Source organism: Pseudomonadaceae bacterium SI-3 (assembly GCA_004010935.1).
Lineage (GTDB): Bacteria > Pseudomonadota > Gammaproteobacteria > Pseudomonadales > Pseudomonadaceae > Stutzerimonas.
In genome coordinates, this window is the sequence record CP026511.1 from 1,240,434 (window position 1) to 1,262,199 (window position 21,766).

At 56.7% G+C, this 21,766-nt stretch carries 23 protein-coding genes and 1 tRNA gene; 9 read left to right on the top strand and 15 right to left on the bottom strand.

Annotated features, from left to right (window positions below; all coding sequences use genetic code 11):
* Nucleotides 1-111: 111 nt before the first annotated feature.
* Nucleotides 112-519: a blue light sensor protein gene (locus tag C1896_05975; GenBank protein AZZ44501.1), complete on the top strand. Its 408-nt coding sequence runs from the start codon at nucleotides 112-114 to the stop codon at nucleotides 517-519.
* Nucleotides 520-783: 264 nt separating this feature from the next.
* Here C1896_05975 and C1896_05980 read toward each other — a convergent pair whose 3' ends face one another.
* On the bottom strand, nucleotides 784-1,539 hold the full coding sequence (locus C1896_05980; GenBank protein AZZ44502.1) for a hypothetical protein: 756 nt from the start codon (nucleotides 1,537-1,539) through the stop codon (nucleotides 784-786).
* Between the two features lie 324 nt (nucleotides 1,540-1,863).
* Between C1896_05980 and C1896_05985 the strand changes: the two genes are divergently transcribed.
* Nucleotides 1,864-3,888, top strand: coding sequence for a phosphotransferase (locus tag C1896_05985; GenBank protein ID AZZ44503.1), 2,025 nt, complete (start codon nucleotides 1,864-1,866; stop codon nucleotides 3,886-3,888).
* Nucleotides 3,869-4,159: a hypothetical protein gene (locus C1896_05990; GenBank protein AZZ44504.1), complete on the top strand. Its 291-nt coding sequence runs from the start codon at nucleotides 3,869-3,871 to the stop codon at nucleotides 4,157-4,159. Before C1896_05985 ends, C1896_05990 begins: the two co-directional genes overlap by 20 nt.
* Nucleotides 4,160-4,482: 323 nt before the next feature.
* Here C1896_05990 and C1896_05995 read toward each other — a convergent pair.
* The 4 genes from C1896_05995 to metG all read right to left on the bottom strand — a co-directional run bounded on the left by C1896_05995 (nucleotide 4,483) and on the right by metG (nucleotide 7,672).
* Nucleotides 4,483-4,556 (bottom strand) — tRNA-Gly (locus tag C1896_05995).
* A 70-nt stretch (nucleotides 4,557-4,626) separates the two neighbouring features.
* Nucleotides 4,627-5,319, bottom strand: coding sequence for a 16S rRNA pseudouridine(516) synthase (locus tag C1896_06000; protein ID AZZ44505.1), 693 nt, complete (start codon nucleotides 5,317-5,319; stop codon nucleotides 4,627-4,629).
* Entirely contained in the window at nucleotides 5,319-5,528 is a 210-nt protein-coding gene (locus C1896_06005) for a DNA or RNA helicase of superfamily II (GenBank protein AZZ44506.1), read from the bottom strand. The genes C1896_06000 and C1896_06005 overlap by 1 nt, the downstream gene beginning before the upstream one ends.
* Nucleotides 5,529-5,629: 101 nt before the next feature.
* Complete coding sequence (metG, locus tag C1896_06010) at nucleotides 5,630-7,672, bottom strand: methionine--tRNA ligase (GenBank protein ID AZZ44507.1); 2,043 nt, start codon at nucleotides 7,670-7,672, stop codon at nucleotides 5,630-5,632.
* A gap of 194 nt (nucleotides 7,673-7,866) precedes the next feature.
* Here metG and C1896_06015 point away from each other — a divergent pair, with 194 nt between their 5' ends.
* Nucleotides 7,867-8,961: an iron-sulfur cluster carrier protein ApbC gene (locus tag C1896_06015; GenBank protein ID AZZ44508.1), complete on the top strand. Its 1,095-nt coding sequence runs from the start codon at nucleotides 7,867-7,869 to the stop codon at nucleotides 8,959-8,961.
* A gap of 111 nt (nucleotides 8,962-9,072) precedes the next feature.
* On the opposite strand, the gene C1896_06020 is transcribed toward C1896_06015, so the two are convergent.
* Entirely contained in the window at nucleotides 9,073-9,282 is a 210-nt protein-coding gene (locus tag C1896_06020) for a cold-shock protein (protein AZZ44509.1), read from the bottom strand.
* A gap of 321 nt (nucleotides 9,283-9,603) precedes the next feature.
* Here C1896_06020 and C1896_06025 point away from each other — a divergent pair, with 321 nt between their 5' ends.
* Entirely contained in the window at nucleotides 9,604-10,170 is a 567-nt protein-coding gene (locus C1896_06025) for a dCTP deaminase (protein ID AZZ44510.1), read from the top strand.
* Nucleotides 10,171-10,235: 65 nt separating this feature from the next.
* Nucleotides 10,236-10,427: a hypothetical protein gene (locus tag C1896_06030; protein AZZ44511.1), complete on the top strand. Its 192-nt coding sequence runs from the start codon at nucleotides 10,236-10,238 to the stop codon at nucleotides 10,425-10,427.
* A 63-nt stretch (nucleotides 10,428-10,490) separates the two neighbouring features.
* Here C1896_06030 and C1896_06035 read toward each other — a convergent pair whose 3' ends face one another.
* Together C1896_06035 and C1896_06040 are read right to left on the bottom strand one after the other, a co-directional pair.
* The gene (locus C1896_06035) at nucleotides 10,491-11,069 is read right to left on the bottom strand and encodes a superoxide dismutase [Fe] (GenBank protein AZZ44512.1); all 579 of its coding nucleotides are present in this window, start codon (nucleotides 11,067-11,069) and stop codon (nucleotides 10,491-10,493) included.
* 361 nt (nucleotides 11,070-11,430) lie between these two features.
* Complete coding sequence (locus tag C1896_06040; protein ID AZZ44513.1) at nucleotides 11,431-12,033, bottom strand: lysine transporter LysE; 603 nt, start codon at nucleotides 12,031-12,033, stop codon at nucleotides 11,431-11,433.
* 96 nt (nucleotides 12,034-12,129) lie between these two features.
* Between C1896_06040 and C1896_06045 the strand changes: the two genes are divergently transcribed.
* Nucleotides 12,130-13,017 carry a transcriptional regulator ArgP gene (locus tag C1896_06045; protein AZZ44514.1) on the top strand — a complete coding sequence of 296 codons (888 nt, stop codon included), beginning with the start codon at nucleotides 12,130-12,132 and terminating at the stop codon, nucleotides 13,015-13,017.
* A 6-nt stretch (nucleotides 13,018-13,023) separates the two neighbouring features.
* Here the strand turns inward: C1896_06045 and C1896_06050 are convergent, their stop codons facing one another.
* Nucleotides 13,024-13,296, bottom strand: coding sequence for a hypothetical protein (locus tag C1896_06050; GenBank protein AZZ44515.1), 273 nt, complete (start codon nucleotides 13,294-13,296; stop codon nucleotides 13,024-13,026).
* Between the two features lie 369 nt (nucleotides 13,297-13,665).
* Here C1896_06050 and C1896_06055 point away from each other — a divergent pair, with 369 nt between their 5' ends.
* A complete protein-coding gene (locus tag C1896_06055; GenBank protein AZZ44516.1) occupies nucleotides 13,666-14,568 on the top strand; it encodes an ATPase in 903 nt (300 codons plus the stop codon).
* A 74-nt stretch (nucleotides 14,569-14,642) separates the two neighbouring features.
* Here C1896_06055 and C1896_06060 read toward each other — a convergent pair whose 3' ends face one another.
* Complete coding sequence (locus C1896_06060; protein ID AZZ44517.1) at nucleotides 14,643-16,559, bottom strand: autotransporter domain-containing esterase; 1,917 nt, start codon at nucleotides 16,557-16,559, stop codon at nucleotides 14,643-14,645.
* Between the two features lie 407 nt (nucleotides 16,560-16,966).
* On the opposite strand from C1896_06060, the gene C1896_06065 reads away from it, so the two are divergent.
* A complete protein-coding gene (locus tag C1896_06065) occupies nucleotides 16,967-18,157 on the top strand; it encodes a GGDEF domain-containing protein (GenBank protein ID AZZ44518.1) in 1,191 nt (396 codons plus the stop codon).
* A 5-nt stretch (nucleotides 18,158-18,162) separates the two neighbouring features.
* Here C1896_06065 and pncB read toward each other — a convergent pair whose 3' ends face one another.
* The 5 genes from pncB to C1896_06090 form a co-directional block, all read right to left on the bottom strand.
* Nucleotides 18,163-19,362 carry a nicotinate phosphoribosyltransferase gene (pncB, locus tag C1896_06070; GenBank protein AZZ44519.1) on the bottom strand — a complete coding sequence of 400 codons (1,200 nt, stop codon included), beginning with the start codon at nucleotides 19,360-19,362 and terminating at the stop codon, nucleotides 18,163-18,165.
* Nucleotides 19,363-19,390: 28 nt separating this feature from the next.
* A complete protein-coding gene (locus C1896_06075; GenBank protein ID AZZ44520.1) occupies nucleotides 19,391-19,570 on the bottom strand; it encodes a hypothetical protein in 180 nt (59 codons plus the stop codon).
* A 189-nt stretch (nucleotides 19,571-19,759) separates the two neighbouring features.
* Nucleotides 19,760-19,936 carry a general stress protein gene (locus C1896_06080; protein AZZ44521.1) on the bottom strand — a complete coding sequence of 59 codons (177 nt, stop codon included), beginning with the start codon at nucleotides 19,934-19,936 and terminating at the stop codon, nucleotides 19,760-19,762.
* Between the two features lie 224 nt (nucleotides 19,937-20,160).
* Nucleotides 20,161-20,394, bottom strand: a complete 234-nt coding sequence (locus C1896_06085; protein ID AZZ44522.1) for a hypothetical protein — start codon at nucleotides 20,392-20,394, stop codon at nucleotides 20,161-20,163.
* Between the two features lie 59 nt (nucleotides 20,395-20,453).
* Nucleotides 20,454-21,632 (bottom strand): NO-inducible flavohemoprotein, encoded by a 1,179-nt coding sequence (locus tag C1896_06090; protein ID AZZ44523.1) that lies wholly within the window; start codon nucleotides 21,630-21,632, stop codon nucleotides 20,454-20,456.
* Between the last annotated feature and the right edge of the window lie 134 nt (nucleotides 21,633-21,766).

The following is a 21,766-nucleotide window of genomic DNA, read 5'->3' on the forward strand; positions in this document are numbered from 1 at the left end:
CTTCAACCTGACAGGTCGCATGCTTAGCGTACGATTTATCCGTTTTCTTTATCGCCCCCTTGAAGGCCCTCCGTCCAGCCAAACACTTTGCCCACCGACAGAGGTAACTCAATGATTCGACTTCTCTATATCAGCCGTGCCGCCCCCACAATATCGAATGAACAAGTGCAGGACATACTACTGTCCTCGCGCAAAAATAATCCGGCCAGCAGTATTACTGGCATCCTGGTCCACGGTGGTGGACTGTTCATGCAAGTTTTAGAAGGGCAGGAACAGGATGTTCTCCGGAAATATGTGAAGATTCTAGATGATCCCAGACACAGTGGTGCAGAGATTCTTTATATTTCGCCGGCGAACAATCGGATCTTTGGGAAGTGGTCGATGGGGGGCATCAAGAGCGATCCCTTGCAATTTCAATATATCTCCAAATTGCGCGCCCGCCGTCTAGAGGTCATCGATGCAAGTACGTTCACGGAGACGATGCGCGAGTTTGCACAGATGCTGGGAGACGCGAAGTAGGGTGTGACCAGAAACCCCTGTTTAGGATGACCTGTGGTCAATGTGTAGGGGGTGGTCCAGCTTCGATCTAAATCATTTATGTATAGGAACAAGCTCGTATCGTTGTAGCTCACACACAACACCAATACGAGTCTGCAATGCCCCGATTACTACTCAGTGATGAGTACTGGTCGAAGCTGCGGTAAATTCTGCTGTACAAGGCCATCTACAACAAGCGTATGCTAAACGCTCCTCAATGTTGATAATTCTGAAGCTTCCGCTACCTCAGCCCATTGGGTTAAAGCTGCTTGCTGCTCCGCAATAACGGGTTTTCATCCGATCGCTTAGATCTTTGCGATCACCGTCAAAGCGGGCACGCCATGTCTGACATTGTTCATGGAAGTGCTGTTTGGCAGCCTTGCGGCATTCTCTATAGTCGATTGAGCCTCGGCGATGATTGCCGCACACGCTCGTTCCGTCGATGTAGTTGTTTACTGCCACCCACTCCGCCAGATAGTTAGTACCGCCATTCCAGCTCTTTATCCATGTGGATGTGCGCTCCCGGCTTACCGTGCGCGGACGTCGCTCGCTACTAGCGGGCTTTGCTGCAACTTCACGGACTACCGGCGGAGTGTAGGTGCTGGCCGGCTGCTTGGGCGTGTAGTTGTCATCGTTGAATGATGTTTGGCGAGACTGCGCGGCCTCCGCCGAACGCTCTGCGAACCACTCGATTTCTTCTTGGCTCAGCTGACGCTGCTGGGGCGCTGGTGTCGGTTCTACTGCTGGGGCTTCGTAGCTTGCAACGGATGGCTGGCTAATCGGCTGAATGGGTTGTGCTGGCTCTGGGTTAAACAAAGGCTTGCCGCCGATACGAATGCCTTGCTTGATCTGGTTCATGTCCAGAACGATCGGCTTTCCGAACGTCAATGCCAGTGCCGCGATGACCGCCGAACCGACCCCCAGTATCGCTAGGAATCGCCATGGCCCTTGCTTCTTCCTGCTGCGTAGATACTCGGGCGCATCGTCCCAGTCCGATTTCATGTCGCCTCCTTGCTTCGTGATCGGTGCCATGTAAATGGCCCGTTTTCTCTCGTCGGTTGGTTCGCTTGGCCGTCGCGAGGCAGTTTGTCACAGCGATTTTCACCACTTCCTTGATAGTTCTGCTGGACATCCAGCGTATTACCCTCGTAGGGTTCTGGCCAGCACGGTCGGACTTAGAAAGAACTATAAGATTTCGCTGAACGCTGCACAGTAAAACCCCCTCGGCAATTGGTCAAGTTTTGCGCTGTGATTGATCCTCATGATATTGCGGCATACTAAGGGTTCTAGCTGCTCTTTTTCTTCTGATTATTTATGGAGCGAAAATTGAAGAAAATTGATCTCCACATGCATACGATTCCAACGGTTAGTGAGTCACACTTTCAGTTTTCATCGGAAAAACTAAAGCAGTATGTGTGCTCCGCAAGCTTAGATGCTGTTGCCATAACGAATCATGATATGTTTGATCTTGCCCAATACAACGAAATCGTTGAAGCGGTAAGTTGCGTGGTGTTTCCGGGAATTGAAATAAATTTAGAAAGCGGTCATGTTCTTATAATATCTGAAAGGGAAAATTTAGATGATTTCCAATTAAAAGCGAATGCTGTGACGCAGAAAATTGTAGCTGTAGGAGATTCAATAAGCGTCGATGAGTTAATTCGGATTTTTGGTGATCTGAATAATTATTTAGTAATCCCTCACTATGAGAAAAGACCCAGCCTCCACGCAGAAACAATAAAGAAAATACGGGGGTATATCTCCTCTGGTGAGGTTGATAGTCCTAAAAAATTCGTTCGAATGACCAAAGATGAGGCCGAATTAACGCCGGTAATCTTTAGTGATGTTCGAATTTCTGAGGGGATGAGCAAGTTTCCAATTAGGCAGACGTATATAGATTGTGGAGAGTTGTCCATAAAATCATTGAAATACAGTCTTCTGGATAGATCCAAAGTGGCACTATCTAAATCAGATGGGAATTCACTGTTCGAGGTTTTTGACGATGGGCAGAAGCTGTCTACGGGGTTAAATATTGTTCTTGGGGCTAGGTCTTCAGGGAAAACTGTAACCTTAGCCCAGATAAATAGTGACTTCGAAAACGTAAAATATATCCAGCAATTCTCTCTTGTTCAAAGGGATGATGCGAGCTATGAGAAGGAATTCAACGCGGATGTGGCTCGCCAAAAAAGTACTTTTGCGGATAAACATTTAGCCCCATTCAAAGCTGTTTTAGGCGATGTTCTGAATATTGACCTTGAGATAAATCAACGCAAGGTCACAGATTATCTCGAAAGTCTTTTGAAATCGGCTGAGGAAACCGAAAAGCTAGACTCATTCTCCCGGGTCGTCTTGTTTAACGAGGCCCTATTTGAGGTTGGCGAAGATCACACGCTTAATAATCTAATCGGCTCTGTTCGCCAATTAATAGAAAATATTGAGTATAGGGCGGTTATCGATAAGTATGTTGATATGTCCGGGCTGAAGGCCTTGGCTTGCGAATTGATATTGCTTCTATGGTCCAAGGCATATGAAAGAAAGAAGAAGTGTTTGGTTAATGACATTGTGCGAGATGTTAAAAACAAACTTCAGCTAAGGACGTCAGCTACTCAAGTTAAGGATGTCGATCTTTATAATATTATGCTTGAGCGCAGGAAGATCTCTAGATTTATTCAAATTACCAAGCTGCTCCAAGAGGAGAAGTTAATTTTCCAGGAAAGTTTTCAAGGGTTTAAGGTTGTCTGTAAGCAGCGTGCTTTTTCAGGTGCTGGCGAAATCAAGCAAGTTAGCGGCCAGAAAGTTGCTTTTAGTGATGCGTTCAGAGATTACTCTAACCCATATAAGTATCTTGCTGCTCTGAAGGCAAACGACAGTCTGACTCCGTCGGAGTTTTATAGGTATTTTGCTTGTATCGATTATGAGATATTGAATAAGGATGGTTTTAAGGTTTCTGGTGGTGAAAGATCTGAGTTTAGATTGTTGCAAGAAATCAAAGATGCTCAGAACTTTGATTATCTATTGATAGATGAGCCGGAGTCGTCATTTGATAACGTCTTTCTAAAAGGCGAGGTTAATCAAATGCTAAAGCAAATATCCAGAAGTATGCCGGTTGTCATTGTTACGCATAATAGCGTGGTTGGGGCTTCAATTAAGGCTGATTATATAGTTTACACTGCCAAGGAGGTCGAAGGAGGGCGTATCATATATAGAAGATATTCGGGGCATCCGTCAGATAAGGAGCTGATCTCAACTGATGGAAAGAAAATAGGTAATTTTCAAGTAACTATGGACTCGTTGGAAGCAGGCGAAACTGCTTATGTGGAGCGAAAGGCTGGATATGAAAATCTTAAAAATTGAAAATCATCAAGGCTATTTCTTAACCGACGAAGGCGGATACGAACCTGTAGACAAGATAGATAAGAACGTTTTGTCGAGGTTGGTTACTTTAGCTTTGGAAGATGATTTTGAAATCGACGAGTACGATGACGAAAAACTTAAAAATCAAGCCCATCAAATAATATATAAAAGTATCAGTGGAAAGCTGGCCGACTTGCATCTGAAACGGAATCAGTTTCGTGATGAGTCTGAGCGCCTATACTTAGATGAGTATGAAAAGTATAAGGTGTGACGCTCTCGTTTAAGCCTCAGTTTTCTAGAGAGCGCGGCCAAACCGCCGCTGCTCTGAATTCTTAGCTCTAGGAGTTGCATCGTTCCGTAGAGTCTACGGAATATCTCGCTGTCCGCTCTCAGGATAAGCCCCTCACTGCCCCGCCCGTTGGGAGAACCAGCGCCTAGCTACTGCTTTAGTAATCGCTATCCCGCGTTTTGATTGGGCAAGTTTGAATGCGAAAAAGGGGACATATTAATTTTTCCGCCAAAGCTGCCTGGACCTTGCCGAAACAAGCCAAACCCTAAACGAAAAAGCCCTGCGATTGCAGGGCTTTTTTAATCTGGAGCGGGCGAAGGGAATCGAACCCTCGTCATGAGCTTGGGAAGCTCAGGTAATGCCATTATACGACGCCCGCGTAGGCAGCCTTTGTACCAGAAGGGCGGCGTAAGGAGAAGCGGGTGCGGCATTTGGGTCGATGAATGTGTTCAGACCTGCGCAATTTCTCCGGGCGTCAGGCTGCGGTATTGGCCTGGGGCGAGGGTGGGGTCGAGAAGCAGCGGACCCATGCGTTCGCGATGCAAGGCGGTGACCTTGTTGTTGAAGTGGCCGAACATGCGTTTGACCTGGTGGTAGCGGCCTTCATGCAGTGTCAGGCGGGCCTGGTGTGAGCCCAGCAGTTCGAGTTCGGCGGGCAGCGTGGTGAGGTTCTCGAAGCGAAAGTAGAGGCCTTGGGCGAAGCGGTCGACACAAACCGGGTCGATGGGGTCTTCGGTGTCTACGAGATAGGTTTTGCCCAGCAGGCTTGCCGGTTGGGTGAGGCGGCGGGACCAGAGGCCGTCGTTGGTGATGATCATCAGGCCGGTGGTGTTGAAGTCCAACCGCCCGGCGATGTGCAGTTCGTCCTTGTCCGGCTCGTTCAGCAGATCCAGCACCGTGGGGTGTTGCGGATCGGCGGTGGCGCTGACGCAGCCGACCGGTTTGTTCAGCATAAAGAAGCGTGCGGGTTTGCCTGCTTGCAGTACCTCGCCGTCCAGCTCGATACGGTCGAAGACGCGAACGTCATGGGTGCCATCGCAGACGGTCTCACCATTCACCGATACACGGCCCGAGGCCAGTAGCAGGCGCGCTTGGCGATGGCTGCAGTGGGGCAGGTTGGCGAAAAAGCGGTCGAGGCGCATCAGGGCTTGGCAGGCAACTCGCCGCGTGCGCAGCGTGGGCAGATGCAGGCTTTATTGAGCGCGTCATCAGGAATCTGTTCGCGGGCTTCGGGCGCTATCTCAACGCTGAAGCACCAGCAGGGCCGTGTCGCAGTGGCTGGATTAGCCAGGCCACAGCTGTTGGGCTCGCCACAAATCGGGCAACTATTAGGTTCGGGTGTATCGGTCATAACCGCCTCCGGGCAGTGGCAGCGCGTGATGCAGTGGAGCGGTTAGTTCGTATCAAAATCAGGCACTCGGCATTGCACCGAGCGCCTGTGCTACGGCTTCGTTACTTGACGCGTTGACCGGGCTTGGCGCCGCTGTCCGGGCTGAGCAGGTAGATCTCTTCACCGCCAGGGCCGGCGGCCAGCACCATACCTTCGGAGACGCCGAACTTCATCTTGCGCGCGGCAAGGTTGGCGACATAAAGCGTCAGGCGACCTTCCAGTTTGCTTGGGTCCGGGTAGGCGCTCTTGATGCCGGAGAACACGTTGCGCTTGGCATCGCCGATGTCGAGGGTCAGGCGCAGCAGCTTGTCGGCGCCTTCCACGAACTCGCACTTTTCGATCAGCGCGATGCGCAGGTCCACGGCAGCGAAGGCGTCGAAAGCGATTTCAGCAGCGATAGGCTCTTTGGTCAGCTCTCCATTGCCGGTCGGCTGGGCGGCGGTTTCGGTGGAGGCGAGGTCTTCCTTGGATGATTCGATCATGGCTTCGATTTTGGCAGGCTCGATACGGGTCAATAGCGGGGTGAAAGTGTTCAGCTGATGGTTGGTCAGCAGCGTTTGCAGGTCAGTCCAGCCTAGTGGCTCGACGTTCAGGAAGCGCTCGGCGTCGGCGGCCAGGTTCGGCAGTACCGGCTTGAGGAAGATCACCAGTTGGCGGAACAGATTGATGCCGGTAGCGCAGATCGCCTGGACTTCATCCTGCATGCCGTCCTGCTTGTTCAGTGCCCAGGGCGCCTTGTCGGCGATCCAGGCATTGGCGCGGTCGGCGAGCGCCATGATCTCGCGCATGGCGCGGGCGAAATCGCGGTTTTCGTAGGCTTCGGCAATGGACGGTGCGGCGGTCTGGAAGGCGTCGGTCAGTTCCGGCGCGGCGTTGCGGTCGACCATCATGCCGCCGTTGCCTTTGTGGATGAACCCGGCGCAACGGCTGGCGATGTTGACGACCTTGCCGACGAGGTCGGAATTGACCTTCTGCACGAAGTCTTCGAGGTTCAGGTCCAGGTCGTCCACGCCGCGGCCGAGCTTGGCGGCGTAGTAGTAGCGCAGGTATTCGGGGTTCAGGTGTTCAAGGTAAGTGCGCGCCTTGATAAAGGTGCCGCGCGACTTGGACATCTTCTGCCCATTGACCGTCAGGTAGCCGTGCACGGCAACGGCGGTGGGCTTGCGCAGGCCGGCACCTTCGAGCATGGCCGGCCAGAACAGGGTGTGGAAGTTGATGATGTCCTTGCCGATGAAGTGATAGAGCTCGGTGCTGGAGTCCTTCTTCCAGAACGCATCGAAGTCCAGTTCCGGGCGGCGTGCGCAGAGGTTCTTGAAGCTCGCCATGTAGCCGATCGGCGCGTCCAGCCAGACGTAGAAGTACTTGCTGGGCTCATCGGGGATCTCGAAGCCGAAGTAGGGCGCATCGCGGGAGATGTCCCACTCGTGCAGCCCGCCATCGAGCCATTCGGCGATCTTGTTGGCGACTGAGTCCTGCAGGCTGCCGCTGCGGGTCCATTCCTTCAGCATCGCCTCGAAGTCGGGCAGCTTGAAGAAGAAGTGCTTGGAGTCGCGCAGCACTGGCGTGGCGCCGGAGATGGCCGAGCGTGGGTTCTTGAGTTCGGTGGGCTCGTAGGTGGCGCCGCACTTTTCGCAGTTGTCGCCGTACTGATCTTCTGCCGCGCACTTCGGGCAGGTGCCCTTGATGAAGCGGTCGGCGAGGAACATGCCTTTCTCGGGATCGAAGTACTGGGTCACCGAGCGCGTGGCGATGTGCCCAGCGTCGCGCAGACGGGTGTAGATCATCTCCGACAGCTCGCGGTTTTCTTCCGAGTGGGTCGAGTGGAAGTTGTCGAAGTTGACCAGGAAGTCCGCGAAGTCGGCGCTGTGCTCGGCCTGCACATTGGCGATCAGTTGCTCGGGCGTGATGCCTTCCTTTTCGGCACGCAGCATGATGGCCGAGCCATGGGCGTCATCGGCACATACATAAATGCACTGGTTGCCGCGCAGCTTCTGAAAGCGCACCCACATGTCCGTCTGGATGTACTCGAGCATATGGCCAAGGTGAATCGAACCATTGGCGTAGGGCAGGGCACTAGTAACGAGGATCTGACGGGCTTCGGACATGGGGGAAATCTGCAGTCGGGGTTGCGAAGTGAGCTGGTCACTATAAAGGTGCGACGTTTTTTTTTCATCCGCACTGGCGCGGCTGATGCCGGTCAGATGCCAAGTGCCGCGCCATGTTGACGCGGTTGATGAGCCCATACGGCACCACGGGGTAAGATGCCCGTCTGTTTTACTAGGTTTTATTGGGAGTAGTCATGACCGTCACACGCGAAGCTGTGGAAGCCGTACTGCGTCAGTACACCGACCCTAACCTGAACCAGGACCCGGTTACCGCCGGTTGCGTGCGTTCCATCGAGGTTCAGGGCGATCGCGTCAGCGTGCAGATTGAACTGGGCTACGCCGCCGGGCTGTTTCGCAGCGGCTGGGCGCAGATGCTGGCCATGGCCATCGAGCAGTTGGAAGGCGTTACTCGGGCGGACGTGCAGGTCGACTGCGTGATCCGCTCGCACAAGGCGCAGGACCAGCTCGAGTCGATGGCCAATGTGAAGAACATCATCGCCGTCGCTTCCGGCAAGGGCGGCGTGGGGAAATCCACCACGGCCGCCAATCTGGCACTGGCGCTGGCCCGCGAAGGCGCGCGGGTTGGCGTATTGGATGCGGATATCTATGGCCCGAGCCAGGGCATCATGTTCGGCATTCCCGAAGGCACCCGCCCCGAAATTCGTGACAACAAAGCCTTTATCCCGCTGGAAGCCCACGGCGTACAGATTATGTCGATGGCTTTCCTGGCCGACGACAAGACGCCGATGGTCTGGCGTGGCCCGATGGTATCCGGCGCGCTGCTGCAGCTGATCACCCAGACGGCTTGGAATGATCTGGACTATCTCATCGTGGACATGCCGCCGGGCACCGGTGACATCCAGCTGACCCTGGCGCAAAAGGTGCCTGTGGTTGGGGCGGTCATCGTGACCACGCCTCAGGATCTGGCGCTGCTGGATGCCAAGAAAGGCGTGGAGATGTTCCGCAAGGTGAACATTCCGGTACTGGGCGTCGTGGAAAACATGGCCATTCACATCTGCTCGAACTGCGGTCATGCCGAGCATCTGTTCGGCGAAGGCGGTGGCGAGAAGCTGGCAGAGCAGTACAACGTAGAGCTGCTGGCCTCGTTACCGCTGTCGATGGCAATTCGCAGCCAGGCCGACGCCGGCAAGCCGACCACCATTGCCGACCCTGAAAGCCAGATCGCGATGATCTATCAGCAAATGGCGCGCAGTGTGGGGGCACGGATTTCACTGAGCGGGCAGATCATTGCGCAGTCTATGCCGAACATCGTTGTAACCGACGACTAGTTTCAAAGCAGGGTGGCGCTTCGCGCTGCCCGTGGCTGATCGGTCGCCAGTAAATCGCAGGCATAAAAAAGCCCCGCCGAAGCGGGGCTCTTTCAGCAAAGAAACTTCAGGTTAGATAACCTGAACTTCCTCAGCTTGCATGCCCTTCTGGCCGCGAGTAGCGACGAAGGAAACTTGCTGGCCTTCTTTCAGGCTCTTGAAACCGTCGCCTTGGATGGCGCGGAAGTGTACGAAAAGGTCGTCACCGGATTGCGGAGTGATGAAGCCGAAGCCTTTCTCATCGTTGAACCACTTAACGGTACCGGTTTGGCGATTGGACATTTGAAATGTCTCCTTGAACAAGGTGTAGAGATGATTTGAACGGGCAAATACCCCGAACGGTGACTGTGTGCAAGGAGTTAGGAGTCGTAGCAATGATCGGATCGAAATCTAAACATGTAGCGATTCACGGTGACACATGCAGCAGCAGCCAATGAAAGATACTCCATTTCTGTCGCAATGCGAGCATTATTTTCAGTTTCCGGCCAAAGCGTCAGAGATGCGACGCATGGACCCGGTTCGTGGGCTTTGAACCGGCTCCGTGGGGTCGGTAAGATGCACACCCTTATATGAACGCCCACCAGCCCAGTCAGGACGCCCGCCATGAGCATCAAATCGGATAAATGGATTCGTCGGATGGCCCAAGAGCACGGCATGATCGAGCCCTATGTCGAACGCCAGATGCGCGGCGAGGGCAGCGAGCGCTTGATCTCTTACGGCGTGTCCAGCTATGGCTACGACGTGCGCTGCGCCGATGAATTCAAGATTTTCACCAACATCAATTCGGCAATCGTCGATCCGAAGAATTTCGACGAGAAGAGCTTCGTCGACATTAAGAGCGACGTCTGCATCATCCCGCCCAACTCTTTCGCACTGGCGCGCACGGTCGAATACTTCCGCATTCCGCGCAACGTGCTGACCATCTGCCTGGGGAAGAGCACTTATGCGCGCTGCGGCATCATCGTCAACGTGACGCCGCTGGAGCCAGAGTGGGAAGGGCACGTGACCCTGGAGTTCTCCAACACCACCACCCTGCCAGCGAAGATCTACGCCAACGAAGGCGTGGCGCAGATGCTGTTCTTGGAATCGGATGAAGAGTGCGAGACCTCTTATCGTGATCGCGGCGGTAAGTATCAGGGTCAGCGTGGCGTGACCTTGCCGAAGGCCTGATTGCTCTCCGCGAGTTGGGCTGCCAACTCGCGAACGGGCGGCATCTGCCGCCTCTCGCGTGTGCCATGTTTCAGCTCTTGAGTATCCCGGTGCAGGGCACGGCAGTTGTGACTGCCCCAGCTGCACGTCCTCAGTTCATGCTCAAGGTTGCCCTGCGTCCCCGGCAGAAGCTGGGTCTGTTGTCGTGGTGGTACCGCCTGAGCCGCTTGGCTGCCACTGTTCTTCTGCTTCGCTTGAGCAACAAAAAGCCCGCATAAATGCGGGCTTTTTTGTGTCGCTTGGATGATGAGGCGGCAGGCGCCCCATCACACAGGCTGGACTCAGGCGAAGTTCTTCGCGACGAAGTCCCAGTTTACGACGTTCCAGAACGCTTCGACGAATTTCGGGCGGGCGTTGCGGTAGTCGATGTAGTAGGCATGTTCCCAGACGTCGCAGGTCAGCAACGGCTTGTCGCCAGCGGTCATCGGGTTACCGGCACCAATGGTGCTGGCCAGGCCGACGCTGCCGTCAGACTTCTTCACCAGCCAGGCCCAGCCGGAGCCGAAGGTGCCGATGGCGGTCTTGGTGAACTCTTCCTTGAACTTGTCAAAGGAACCGAACGAGGCGTTGATAGCGTCAGCCAGCGCGCCAGTCGGCTCGCCACCGGCGTTCGGGGCCATGCAGTTCCAGAAGAAGGTGTGGTTCCAGACCTGCGCGGCATTGTTGAAGATGCCACCGGAAGAGGTCTTGATGATGGTTTCCAGGTCCTTGCCTTCGAATTCGGTGCCTGGAACCAGGTTGTTCAGGTTGGTCACGTAGGCCTGGTGATGCTTGCCGTGGTGATACTCGAAAGTTTCGGCGGAAATGTGCGGCTCGAGGGCGTTCTTTTCAAACGGAAGCGGCGGCAATTCGAAAGCCATGGTGTATCTCCTGCTCAGGTGTCGAGAATAGATGCGGCTCGGAAGGAGGCAGTCTGCGCTGTGACCAACGCCTCGCGGAACGGAGAAAACTACTGCACTGATGTTCGTCCGTTTACGCCTGTCTTTCCCTTCGCTCGCTACATACGTGCGCATTCTTCGGCCGATCACGGGCGGCCGTAATGGCGGGCTGAAGCGTTCCACTCCATGCCCGCGGACCAAGGATCATAGCACTCAGCCTGTGGCAAAACCACGCATCAACTGTGTGGAGAAGCCGGTGCCAGAGCCTCTTAATCGAGATCTGGCGAAAGGTGCGAGGATGCCGAGGCCCTCTGCGTGGACCTCCGATTGGCGGGGGCGTTCCTTAGGCGAGGACAACAAGCTGCGCGGCAACCGCGAACATCATGGTCGCGACACCCAGGTCAATCAGTCGCCAGGTCAGCGGCCGTGCTAGCCACGGTGCAAGCCAGGCTCCGCCCAGGGCAAGGATCAGGAACCATAGCGTCGACGCGCTTGCGGCGCCTAGCGTATAGGCCCCTGGCTCGGGTTGCTGAGCCCCGAGTGAGCCAATCAGTAGTACCGTATCGAGATAAACGTGCGGGTTCAGCAAGGTGACGGCCAGCGCGGCGAGCAATACGCTCCGCAGCGAGCGCGGACCGCGTTGGGTGTCTTCCAGCAGGGCTTTCGGGCGCGCTGCGCGGCGCAACGCGATGACGCCATAGAACAGCAAGAACAGCACGCCACCCCATCGGGTGATTTTCAGCAGCAACGGGTTTTCCGCCAGCACGGCGGCGAGGCCAAAGACGCCGACACTGACCAGCAGAACGTCGCAGAGAATGCAGAGTGCGGCTACGGGAAGATGGTGCTCGCGGCGCAAGCTCTGCGCCAGAACGAACGCGTTTTGCGCGCCGATAGCAACGATCAGGCCGGCGGTGACCAATAGTCCGTTGAAGTAGCTCTGCCACATGATGCGCTGCCTGTGTTTGTTGAGAGGTGCTCGCAGTGTCAGGTCTGTTGCGTTATAAGAAAAACGAAATTCGGTAATGCCCCATAAGGAAATAAAATGTTCGATTACAAGCTGCTGGTCGCTTTGGCGGCTGTGGTTGAGCAAGCCGGCTTCGATCGCGCTGCGCAGTCGTTGGGGCTGTCGCAATCGGCCGTGTCGCAGCGCATCAAGTTGCTCGAAGCGCGATTGGGACAGCCGGTATTGTTGCGCGCCTCGCCACCGCAGCCCACCGAGGTTGGCCGGCGTTTGCTCAACCACGTGCAACAGGTGCGCCTGCTTGAGCGGGATCTTCAAGGGCAAGTGCCGGAGCTGGACGAGAGTCGGCTACCGGAGCGGCTGCGTATTGCGCTGAACTCCGACAGCCTGGCTACCTGGTGGCCAGGTGCGATTGCACCGTTCTGCACACGACATGGCGTGGTGCTCGATCATGTGTTGGAGGATCAGGATGTTGGGCTCAAGCGCATGCGCGCCGGGGAGGTGGCGGCGTGCGTGTGTGCGGTTGAACGGCCCTTGGCCGGTGCGCGAAGCGAATTTCTCGGGGCCATGCGCTACCGCGCTCTTGCCAGCCCCGCCTATGTCGCCCGCCATCTTAAGCCGGGCGCGCCAGCCGAGGCTTTGCTGAAGGCACCGGCAATCGTCTTCGGTCCTGACGACCAGCTTCAGCATCGCTATCTCGCTGCGTTGGGCCTGAAGGGGGCTTTCAGCCATCACTTGTGCCCCTCGTCAGAAGGGTTTGTTCGCCTGCTGCAGAGCGATCTGGGTTGGGGGTTAGTACCTGAACTGCAGGTAGGCGCGGAGCTGGCCAGCGGAGCGCTGGTGGATGTGTATCCGGGCGATCCGATCGATGTACCGTTGTACTGGCATCATTGGCGCAACGGCGGTGAGTTGCTTGCCGAGCTTACGCGGCAGCTGTCGCGCTCGGTCAGGCAGTGGTTGATCTATTGAGCTGGGTCAGTTCAGGACTCGCTGGCCGCGGTAGATGCGCACCGAGGGCCCGCTGCGGCCCGCTGTTGGTGATGGCGTTCGGTCGGGAGCTGGCATGTCGCTATACGTGGCCAGCTGTTTGCCAAGGTCCCGTGTCATCTCGTCGCCAGAGCAGAGGCAGGCGGTCAGCATGGCTTGGATCGCGTCCGGTTGGCTAAGGCGAATATCCAGCTGTTGCTCATCGCGCAGCCGGCGGCGTAGGTGCTGCATGCAATCCAGTACGGCCTTGTTGAACTCCATAATGAAACATCCTCCAATCTAGCGATCGCTCGACGTTCTTGGCCCGACATCCGTGTCGGAAAGCGCTATCCGCTGGCATCAAGGCTAAAGCAACAGGCGTACCAGTTCCTGTTCGGGCTGACTGCTTTCGATGTGCAATGCTGGATAAAGCCCACCGCCGTTAACCTTGCCGCTTGGATGCAGTCTTCTCAACATGGCGCAGTGACGAGCTGATCGCTTGCCCGTTATGTCGGTTTGCACGGTCTTGATACACCGCGGTGCGGGGCGCCTGTTCCGGGTGCAGTTTATGGGTGGTGTTCGCGCTGAAGTGGCTCTGCTGAATCGTTATACTGCGCGCTGTCTTTCGCTTCGCGCCATTAAAGGTATCCCATGCGCAACGATGCTCACGACGAACTGGACAACATACCCAGCCTGACCGCAGGTCGCGATCGAGATCCGTATCCTGCGCCTGAGCTCGAGCCGATCGGCCAGTCTGCGAGCAGCACGCCCGACGATGCGCGCCCGCGCCAGAAGCGCCGTACCGTCAGCACCGCACCGTTGTGGTTCCTGGTCCTGGTGTTGTTCGGCTTGCTGATAGCACTGGGTTGGTGGGGTATGCAGCAGGTATCGAGGCTCGAGGCTCAGCTGGTTGCAACTCAGGAAAGTTTCGCGCGCATCAGCGAAGACGCGAGCGGCCGGCTGCAGGATATTTCCGGCAAGATCGTGGCAACGGAATCCAGCGTTACCACCGAAGGCGAGGCGCTTAAACTGCGCATCAAACAGCTGGAAAAGCAGGCATTGGATCTGGCCGAACAACAGCGCGCCATCACCACCCAGCAGCAAAGCCTGACCGGTAAACAGGGCAATCAGGACAAGCGCCTGGACGAGCAGGGCAGCCAGATCGAGCGAATCGCTACTGACGTACGTGGCCATCAGTCTGCTACGGCCGCGCTTGCCGAGTCCGTGAAAAAGGTCGCCGGTGAACAGGCGGCGCTGACCTCATCGATGTCGGGGCTAAAGGGCACGGTGAACGAGCTGGGCAAGATGTCTGCTCGAATCGACGGACTGAGCAAGGACATCGCGGCGTTGAAGCAGCGGGGCGACGCCAGCCAGGCGATCAGTCGCTTGGAGCAGGATGTACTTATCTTGCGCAGCGAAGTGGATAACCGACCTGCGGCTACGCCAGGCGTAGTGACGTCCGAGTTCGACGCATTCCGGGCCCAGATGACTCGCAGCATCAACACGCTGCAGGGACAGATCGCCAACTTGCAGCAGCAGATTGACCAGCGCTAGTTGCCGTTTAAGAAAAAAAGCCGCTGCGTATATGCGCAGCGGCCAGGCGAGTCAGCCAAACGAGGAGTGGCGGTTTACAGGTCCAGTGCCAGGGATACACCAACTCCCTGGTTGCGGTTGTCATTGCCCTGGTAGTTGTAATTAGCGCGAATGCTGACCCCGGCCGTCAGCTGATGAGCGATACCAACACTGAAGCGGGTTTGGTCGCCAGTCGGGATTGCACCCGGTAGCTCGAAGCTATTAGTTGCTACGCTATTCAATGACATGCGCAGATCCTCGCGCTTCTCATCCTCTCGCTCGACCTCGCGTGCAACCTCGCCAAACAGTCGAGTGCGCTCCGTCAATGCGTAATTGCCAAACAGGCCAACCGACAAACGAAGTGAATCGAGTTCCTGGTCTTCATAGGTCAAAGCGGTCGAGCTGGCGCCCTGTTCGCTATAACCGTCCACGTCGATTTTCTGATAGCTGGCACCGATGAACGGGCCGAACTGTACCGGATCACTCATTTGCATCAGGTTGAAGCCGGTCTTGGCCGAAACGCCCCAGACCACACCTTCCGTACTGCCCTTCTCAGAGCGCTCCGCTATACCCAAAGAGAAGTTCCGGTCCAGTGAGTCGTAATCGAGATAGCCAGCGCTGGCATTGAGGTCGGCAAAAAAACGGTCCTGTTGATAGCTGGCGAACGCAGTCGCTAGATAGCTGCGCATGTCAAAGTCCGAGTCTCCTTCACCAAGGCTCAGGGAGTTTTGCGCCAGGCCTAGGCTGAGGCCCGCCAGCCAGTGCTCGCTGACACGGTTGGTCATGCCGATTGCCAGAGTCGGACTGTCGCCATCGCCGCCACCGAAGCCATCGTACTCCGGCCGGTTGTAACCGCCTTGGACGAAGGTTCGCCATCCACCTACCGACTGCCAGTTGCCGTGCTGGGCAGCGAGCTCGTTGCCCAGTAGCTGCAAGTGGTTGCGCAGCGCGGAGCGGCCCATTTCGGGCAGCAGTGACACCTCTGCCGGTGCGGAAAGAATCGAATAGACATAGTCGGCGCTTATTTGGTGGACTGCGGTAGTTGGATGCACCTGATCGTTGAATAGCAGGCGACTCGGGTCGGCGTTGGCGCTACCCAGGCCGTAAGTCGGGTCGAGCGGGCAATCGCCTCCATCAAAGCAGACCGAAGTTTGATTGATGGTCGGATCGAATCCGTAGCGAGCGAGGTCGGCGCGAACTTCCGAGAGCAACAGCCGATTGTTCAACAGGACGTAGTTGCCGCCCTGCGCCTGGAGTCCAGCAGCAAGTTCAGCGTTGAACGCGTCGCTTAGGTTGTTCAATACGTTACTAAAGCCCGGCAGGCTGTTACCTAACGGGGTGTTGCCCACATCCGGCAGGTCGGAGATGACGATATAGCGTGCACCGGCCGCCTGCAGTGCGCCGACTGCCGCAACCATATTTCCAGCAGCCTGCGCCATAGTCACAGGGTTGGTTTGAAGCTGGAAAATGTCGTTGGCACCACCGTTGAGGTAGTACAGGCCATTCGGGTCGACTCGTGGGTTTTCCACCAGATATCCCGGGCGACTGCGTGATAGTCCACCGCCAGCGTCGACGGTCGAGGTACCGATGAGCGAGTCAAGAATCTGATCCGTACGGTAACCACCTACCGCGTAGTTGGTACCGTCCGGATTGCCTGTTAGAAGGCGCGGCAGGATCGGCGTCGATGGCAACGCCTGCAGTCCGAGGCGATTAGCGAGTAGCTGGGTAACAACCTGTCCCGCATATTCGGTGTTGTTGGCCGCGTAGGTCGGGCCAGTGCGATTGGTAAAGCGTAAACCCCCTGTTGGGTTTCCTCCCAATAGGGGGCTACCAACGTCTGGAAAGTTGCCGGCATCGCTCAGCGAGTCGCCGAAGTTAACGAATTGGCTATATGGGCTGGTATCCGCATTTGCTACAGCGGATACGCCCGCCAGCAAAATGGCGAGGGCGAGGGGCTTGAGAGCGCTTTGCACTGGGTATCTCCTTATTATTCTTGTTTGGCAGCCGAAGTTGTAGCTCCGACACCAGCCAAGCTAGTCGCCAATTTAGGAAGACATAAGCGCTCTAAAGCGTCATTTAGCGGGCGATTTGCTGTCGCTCGAACGGATTACTGGCGTAAAGGAGGGGCCAAACGGTTTGTTACAAAATTTTATGACTGTATTGCTATAGAGCGATCGGCAAAGGCCGCTAACCATCAAAGCCGCATAAAACATGAGGGTTTTACGCGGCGTTGTCATTTAGCGGGCCCTTCGGTTGACAGCGGGGGTTAGCAAAGGTCTTCGGATGATGCGGCGCTTTAATGGCTAAGTGCTACTATTCGGCGCGGCTGGCACGAGGACGTGGACGGCCGCTCCAATGCTCCAGTCGGGTGACTATAAAAATGCCGTCCTTGATCGATCTGCTGTTGAACCGCCTGGCTACATTGCTGCCCAGTGAGCTCAGGTCCACTGAGTTCATGAAGCTGGTCATTCCACACCGCCATTCCATGCTGATGAGCCAGCGTCGCGCGACCCTGATCGTCAACCGGGTCAGGCTTTTCGCGTTTCTTTTCGCGGTGCTGACGCCGGTGTGGGGGATCATCGATCTGATGGTTTTCACCTATCCACTTTGGCTCGGACTGGCAACCTTGCGACTGCTCGCCTGCGCCGCCTTTGCCTGTCTGCTGCTGTTCTATCGGCCCAGCGGCAATCTGTTTGATGCGTATCGGGCGGTTGCGCTGCTGTTCGCCATTCCCACGGTGTTTTATATCGCTTCGCATACGTTGCTCGGGGGTTATCAGCTCACCCAGGTCTCGGCAGTGGTAGCCACTGGGTATGCGTTCCTGCCCTTCGTGCTGATGGCCGGACTGGCCATATTCCCGCTGACCTTGCTAGAGAACCTCGTCATGGCGTCCGTCCTGCTTCTGGCGCACGCACTGGCGGGCTATCTGTCGTGGACGACGCTCAACTGGCCTTCCTATGCGGGCGGATTCTGGTTGCTGATACTCATCGCCGGGGTTACGTCACTGGCGAGTCTCAGCCAGCTGGCCTTCATGATCGCGCTGGTGCGCCAGGCCATTCGAGACCCGCTCACCGGCGTCTTTTCCCGCGGCAGCGGGCAGGAGATCCTGAAACTGCAGTGGGACACCGCACGACGTCACGACACCGGCCTTGCCGTTGCCTTCATCGATCTCGATCACTTCAAGCGGATCAACGACAGCTTCGGCCATGACGCCGGCGACCAGGTGCTGCGCGAATGTACCCAGCAGATGCTGGCCAGCTTGCGCAGCACCGACAGCTTGCTGCGCTGGGGGGGCGAGGAGTTCGTCGTGATCATGCCTGACACCGACCGCGAACAGGCGCGTTTGGCGCTCGCTCGCATGGTCAAGGACGGCCTTGGCGCGCGTCCTGACGGCAGCCCCGTCACTGCCAGTATTGGCTTGGCTGAGCGTTGCGTTGACTTCGCCGAAAGCGCGGAAGAATTGCTGGACCTGGCAGACAGGCGGATGTACCTGGCTAAAATGTCCGGGCGCAACCGCGTATGTTTCGAAACGCCAGGCGAGCCATTTGAAGAGCCTCTATCAGCCGCTTGAGCGGGTCAGTGTTTCACCCCAAACACATGCTTGAGGTAGCTAACGAAGGCTTCGTCCCGGCACATGGTCTTGCCCGGTGAGTCTGAGATCTTGGCGACTGGTTGACCGTTGCAGCTGGTCATCTTGATCACCATGTTGGTCGGTTCGACTCCGGGTATGTCACAGGTCAGCTGAGTGCCGATGCCATAACTGGTGTTACTGCGCCCGACCAGGGCGCGGTAGATACTAAGCGCCTTTGGGAAATCCAGTCCGTCGGAAAACACCAATTGCCGCGTCATCGGATCGATGCCCAGCTGGCGGTAGTGGGCGATGGCTTTTTCCGCCCATTCGACCGGGTCGCCCGAGTCATGGCGCAGACCGTCGAACAGCTTCGCCAGATACAGATCGAAGTCCGCCGTGAAGGCGTCCATGGTGATGCAATCGGTAATGGCGATGCCCAGCGCACCGCGATATTCACGTGCCCAGCAGTCCAATGCCGCGCTCTGGCTATCGATCAGTCGGGGGCCGAGTTGCTGGTGGGCCATGATCCACTCATGTGCCATGGTGCCCATGGGTTTGAGATTCAGTGTGCGCGCCAGATGCACGTTGCTGGTACCGACGAAGTGTCCGGGAAACGCCTCGCTCAGCCGTTCGACCACCGCAGCCTGGACGCCGAACGAGAAGCGGCGGCGCGTGCCGAAGTCGGCCAGTTTGAAACCGGCCAGCTCTGCGGGCGTGGCTTCGTCGCGCAGCCATTGCAGCTTCTCTTCCAGACGGTCGGTGGCCTGCCCCAGCGTTACCTGCGGATAGCGGGCACGGTTGCGCACCTCGCTGATGATGGCCAGCAGCGGCACCTCAAAAAGGATCACATGCAGCCAGGGGCCGCGCAGGTAGACCACCAGCTCGCCGTCTTCAAGCTCCACCCGCACGTAGCGGGGGTCGAAGCGGAACAGCCCGAGGAACCGGATGAAATCCGGCTGCATGTATTGAATGCATTCAAGGAACGCCAGTTCTTGCGGTTCGAATCGCAGCTCCGCCAATGCTTCCAGCTGTTCCCGGATGGCGCCCAGATAAGGTGTCAGGTCTTCTTCGGATCGACTGCGAAAAGCCCACTCCACTTCGGCGTTTGGGTAGTGGTGCAGCACCGCCTGCATCATGGTCAGCTTGTAATAGTCGGTGTCCAGCAGGCTCTGGATGATTCGTTCGGAGAAGGCGCTGACACGCATGGGCTGTTTCCTGGTTGCGGAGGCGGGATCAGGCTCCGCCGATGCCTTCGATCACCTTACCGGTGCCGCCGCAATTTTTACATTCTCTTGCATCGGTACGGCCGCTGCCGTTGCATACAGGGCAGATATTTTCACCGGTGCCCGGCGTCCCTGGCGCTGCTTCATCGCCAGGGTTCGTTGACGAGGTGCCATGATTAGAAGTGTTCATATCGCTAGTTCCTCGCTTGATGGTTTATTTGTTGAAGCTAATTGAAGATTCAAGCAAATGGCCAAGTTTTGGTGTCGGTTTATTGTCGTGAGAAAAACACCATTCCAACTTCGGCTAGTTGCGAATACGAAATTAGTGGGCAACAAAAAAGGGCAAAGGTTTAACCTTTGCCCCTTGGTACCTATAGCATCAGCTGTTGCTGTTGCGACCACCGCCGTGGCTATTCTGTCCGCCTTTGCGTCCGGCTTCGGAGGCCTTTTCACGATCATTGGCGAAGTTGCCACCGCTGTTATGGCCGCCCTTCTTGCCTGCTTCAGACGCTTTTTCGCGGTCATTTGCAAAGTTGCCAGGATTTTTGTTTGCCATGTCTTACTCTCCTCAATGGACAAGACTTTCTGCGGGACTGAACAACTTCATCAGCCTTCAAGATTTCAGAGCGGAGGAGCAGGCCAGTAGTTTCCGTTTTTTAAAGAACTGCGGACGAGTGGTTGTCCCATGACGGTTCATGGCTAAGTGCAACTACAACGAAGCGGTAAAGGGCAATGACGTTATTTAACGGGTCAGAAATTTCGCCGCCCCCATTCGCCAGGCTAAGCCACCAATGCAAGTTGGCGTTGTGCCAGCAGACGCATCACGTAACCGATCTTCAGCGCGGTCGGGCCTAGAATCACCAAGGCATGGCTGGCCACCACCGCACCGAGCAGCAGGTGGTCATCAAATACATAAGCGCCGGCGATGCCCAATAGAAGCAGCAGCACCCCCAGTGCCATCGACAAGTTGGCGACAGTCAGCAGACGGTGCGAGTCGAGTGATTGCATAAACATGGGAAACTCCTCGTGTCGGTGATGGGAGTGGACCAGCCCTTGGACTGGCCCGTCCGGGTTTACTCCAGTGCGCTTGCCGGTCCGAAGAACTCATGCCGCGCCTGCTGAGCCGGCACCCCGAGTGCGTGCAGTTGCCGACGCACCGCTGCCATGAAGGGTTTTGGCCCGAGGAAGTACGCGTCCAGGTCGCGCTCGGCCGGCAACCAGGCGTCCAGTCGTGCTTCGGTCAGCAGCCCGATGGCGTCTGGTTGCTGCTCCTCGCCGTTATGTTCGTCATAGCAGTAGAAGCGCTTGAGCTGACCGTGTTGCTCGGCGAGCTGGTCGATGGTGTCGCGGAAGGCATGCGCTTCAGCGTTGCGGGCGCAGTGGATGAAGTGAATCGGCCTGCGGGTGCCTATCGCGGCTTCGAGCATCGCCAGCGTCGGGGTGATACCAACGCCGCCGCTGATCAGCACCAGCGGCTTGTCACCGGGTTGCAAGGTGAAGTCTCCAGCCGGCGCGAACAGCTCCAGCGTCTCGCCAGGCTGCATCCTGTGCAGAGCGCTGGAAGCCACCCCGCCGGGTTCGCGTTTGACGCTGATCCGGTAGTCCCGGCCGTTGCTCGCGGCCGATAGCGAATAGTTGCGGCGGATCTCCTGCCCATCGATTAGCAGACGCAGGCCGATGTATTGCCCTGGTTTGTGCTCAACCACCGGACCGCCGTCTTCCGGCTCCAGATAGAAAGAGGTGATTTCGCTGCTCTCGGTTACCTTGCGTGCGACCCGGAAGCGCCGCGCTCCACGCCAGCCACCAGGCGCCTCGGCTGTCGCGTTGTAGAGCGCCTCTTCAGTCCCGATGAGAATATCGGCGAGCTGCTCATAGGCGGCGCGCCATGCATCAACGACCTCATCAGTCGCGACATCGCTGCCGAGCACCTCGCGGATCGCTCGCAACAGGCAGGAACCAACGATGGGGTAGTGCTCCGGCAAGACCTGAAGGGCGACATGCTTGTTGACCACTTGCGAGACCAGGCCGCCGAGCTGATCGAGGCGGTCGATGTGTTTGGCGTACATCAGCACACCATTGGCCAGCGCACGCGGTTGGTCACCACTGGCCTGATGCGCCTGGTTAAACAGCGGGCGGACCTCTGGGTATTCGGCCAGCATCAGTTTGTAGAAATGATCGGTGAGGGCTTCGCCGCCGCTTTCCAGCAACGGGACGGTGGCGGTGATAAGGGCACGGTGTTCGGCGCAAAGCATGGAAGGCTCCAGTCATCGATAAGGCTGTCTCTCATAAGGCGGCGTGGTGACCACGCAACCGGGACAGGTATCCATGCTGTTTCAATAATCGTTCCAGGCTGAAATTGACCGGAATCAAGGACCCCAGAGCGGTG

Excerpts from the sequence above, each read along its gene's own strand:
- C1896_05975 (AZZ44501.1), top strand. The coding sequence starts at position 112 with ATGATTCGACTTCTCTATATCAGCCGTGCCGCCCCCACAATATCGAAT.
- C1896_05980 (AZZ44502.1), bottom strand. The coding sequence starts at position 1,539 with ATGAAATCGGACTGGGACGATGCGCCCGAGTATCTACGCAGCAGGAAG.
- C1896_05990 (AZZ44504.1), top strand. The coding sequence starts at position 3,869 with ATGAAAATCTTAAAAATTGAAAATCATCAAGGCTATTTCTTAACCGAC.
- C1896_06000 (AZZ44505.1), bottom strand. The coding sequence starts at position 5,319 with ATGCGCCTCGACCGCTTTTTCGCCAACCTGCCCCACTGCAGCCATCGC.
- C1896_06005 (AZZ44506.1), bottom strand. The coding sequence starts at position 5,528 with ATGACCGATACACCCGAACCTAATAGTTGCCCGATTTGTGGCGAGCCC.
- metG (AZZ44507.1), bottom strand. The coding sequence starts at position 7,672 with ATGTCCGAAGCCCGTCAGATCCTCGTTACTAGTGCCCTGCCCTACGCC.
- C1896_06015 (AZZ44508.1), top strand. The coding sequence starts at position 7,867 with ATGACCGTCACACGCGAAGCTGTGGAAGCCGTACTGCGTCAGTACACC.
- C1896_06020 (AZZ44509.1), bottom strand. The coding sequence starts at position 9,282 with ATGTCCAATCGCCAAACCGGTACCGTTAAGTGGTTCAACGATGAGAAA.
- C1896_06025 (AZZ44510.1), top strand. The coding sequence starts at position 9,604 with ATGAGCATCAAATCGGATAAATGGATTCGTCGGATGGCCCAAGAGCAC.
- C1896_06030 (AZZ44511.1), top strand. The coding sequence starts at position 10,236 with ATGTTTCAGCTCTTGAGTATCCCGGTGCAGGGCACGGCAGTTGTGACT.
- C1896_06035 (AZZ44512.1), bottom strand. The coding sequence starts at position 11,069 with ATGGCTTTCGAATTGCCGCCGCTTCCGTTTGAAAAGAACGCCCTCGAG.
- C1896_06040 (AZZ44513.1), bottom strand. The coding sequence starts at position 12,033 with ATGTGGCAGAGCTACTTCAACGGACTATTGGTCACCGCCGGCCTGATC.
- C1896_06045 (AZZ44514.1), top strand. The coding sequence starts at position 12,130 with ATGTTCGATTACAAGCTGCTGGTCGCTTTGGCGGCTGTGGTTGAGCAA.
- C1896_06050 (AZZ44515.1), bottom strand. The coding sequence starts at position 13,296 with ATGGAGTTCAACAAGGCCGTACTGGATTGCATGCAGCACCTACGCCGC.
- C1896_06055 (AZZ44516.1), top strand. The coding sequence starts at position 13,666 with ATGCGCAACGATGCTCACGACGAACTGGACAACATACCCAGCCTGACC.
- C1896_06065 (AZZ44518.1), top strand. The coding sequence starts at position 16,967 with ATGCCGTCCTTGATCGATCTGCTGTTGAACCGCCTGGCTACATTGCTG.
- pncB (AZZ44519.1), bottom strand. The coding sequence starts at position 19,362 with ATGCGTGTCAGCGCCTTCTCCGAACGAATCATCCAGAGCCTGCTGGAC.
- C1896_06075 (AZZ44520.1), bottom strand. The coding sequence starts at position 19,570 with ATGAACACTTCTAATCATGGCACCTCGTCAACGAACCCTGGCGATGAA.
- C1896_06080 (AZZ44521.1), bottom strand. The coding sequence starts at position 19,936 with ATGGCAAACAAAAATCCTGGCAACTTTGCAAATGACCGCGAAAAAGCG.
- C1896_06085 (AZZ44522.1), bottom strand. The coding sequence starts at position 20,394 with ATGTTTATGCAATCACTCGACTCGCACCGTCTGCTGACTGTCGCCAAC.
- C1896_06090 (AZZ44523.1), bottom strand. The coding sequence starts at position 21,632 with ATGCTTTGCGCCGAACACCGTGCCCTTATCACCGCCACCGTCCCGTTG.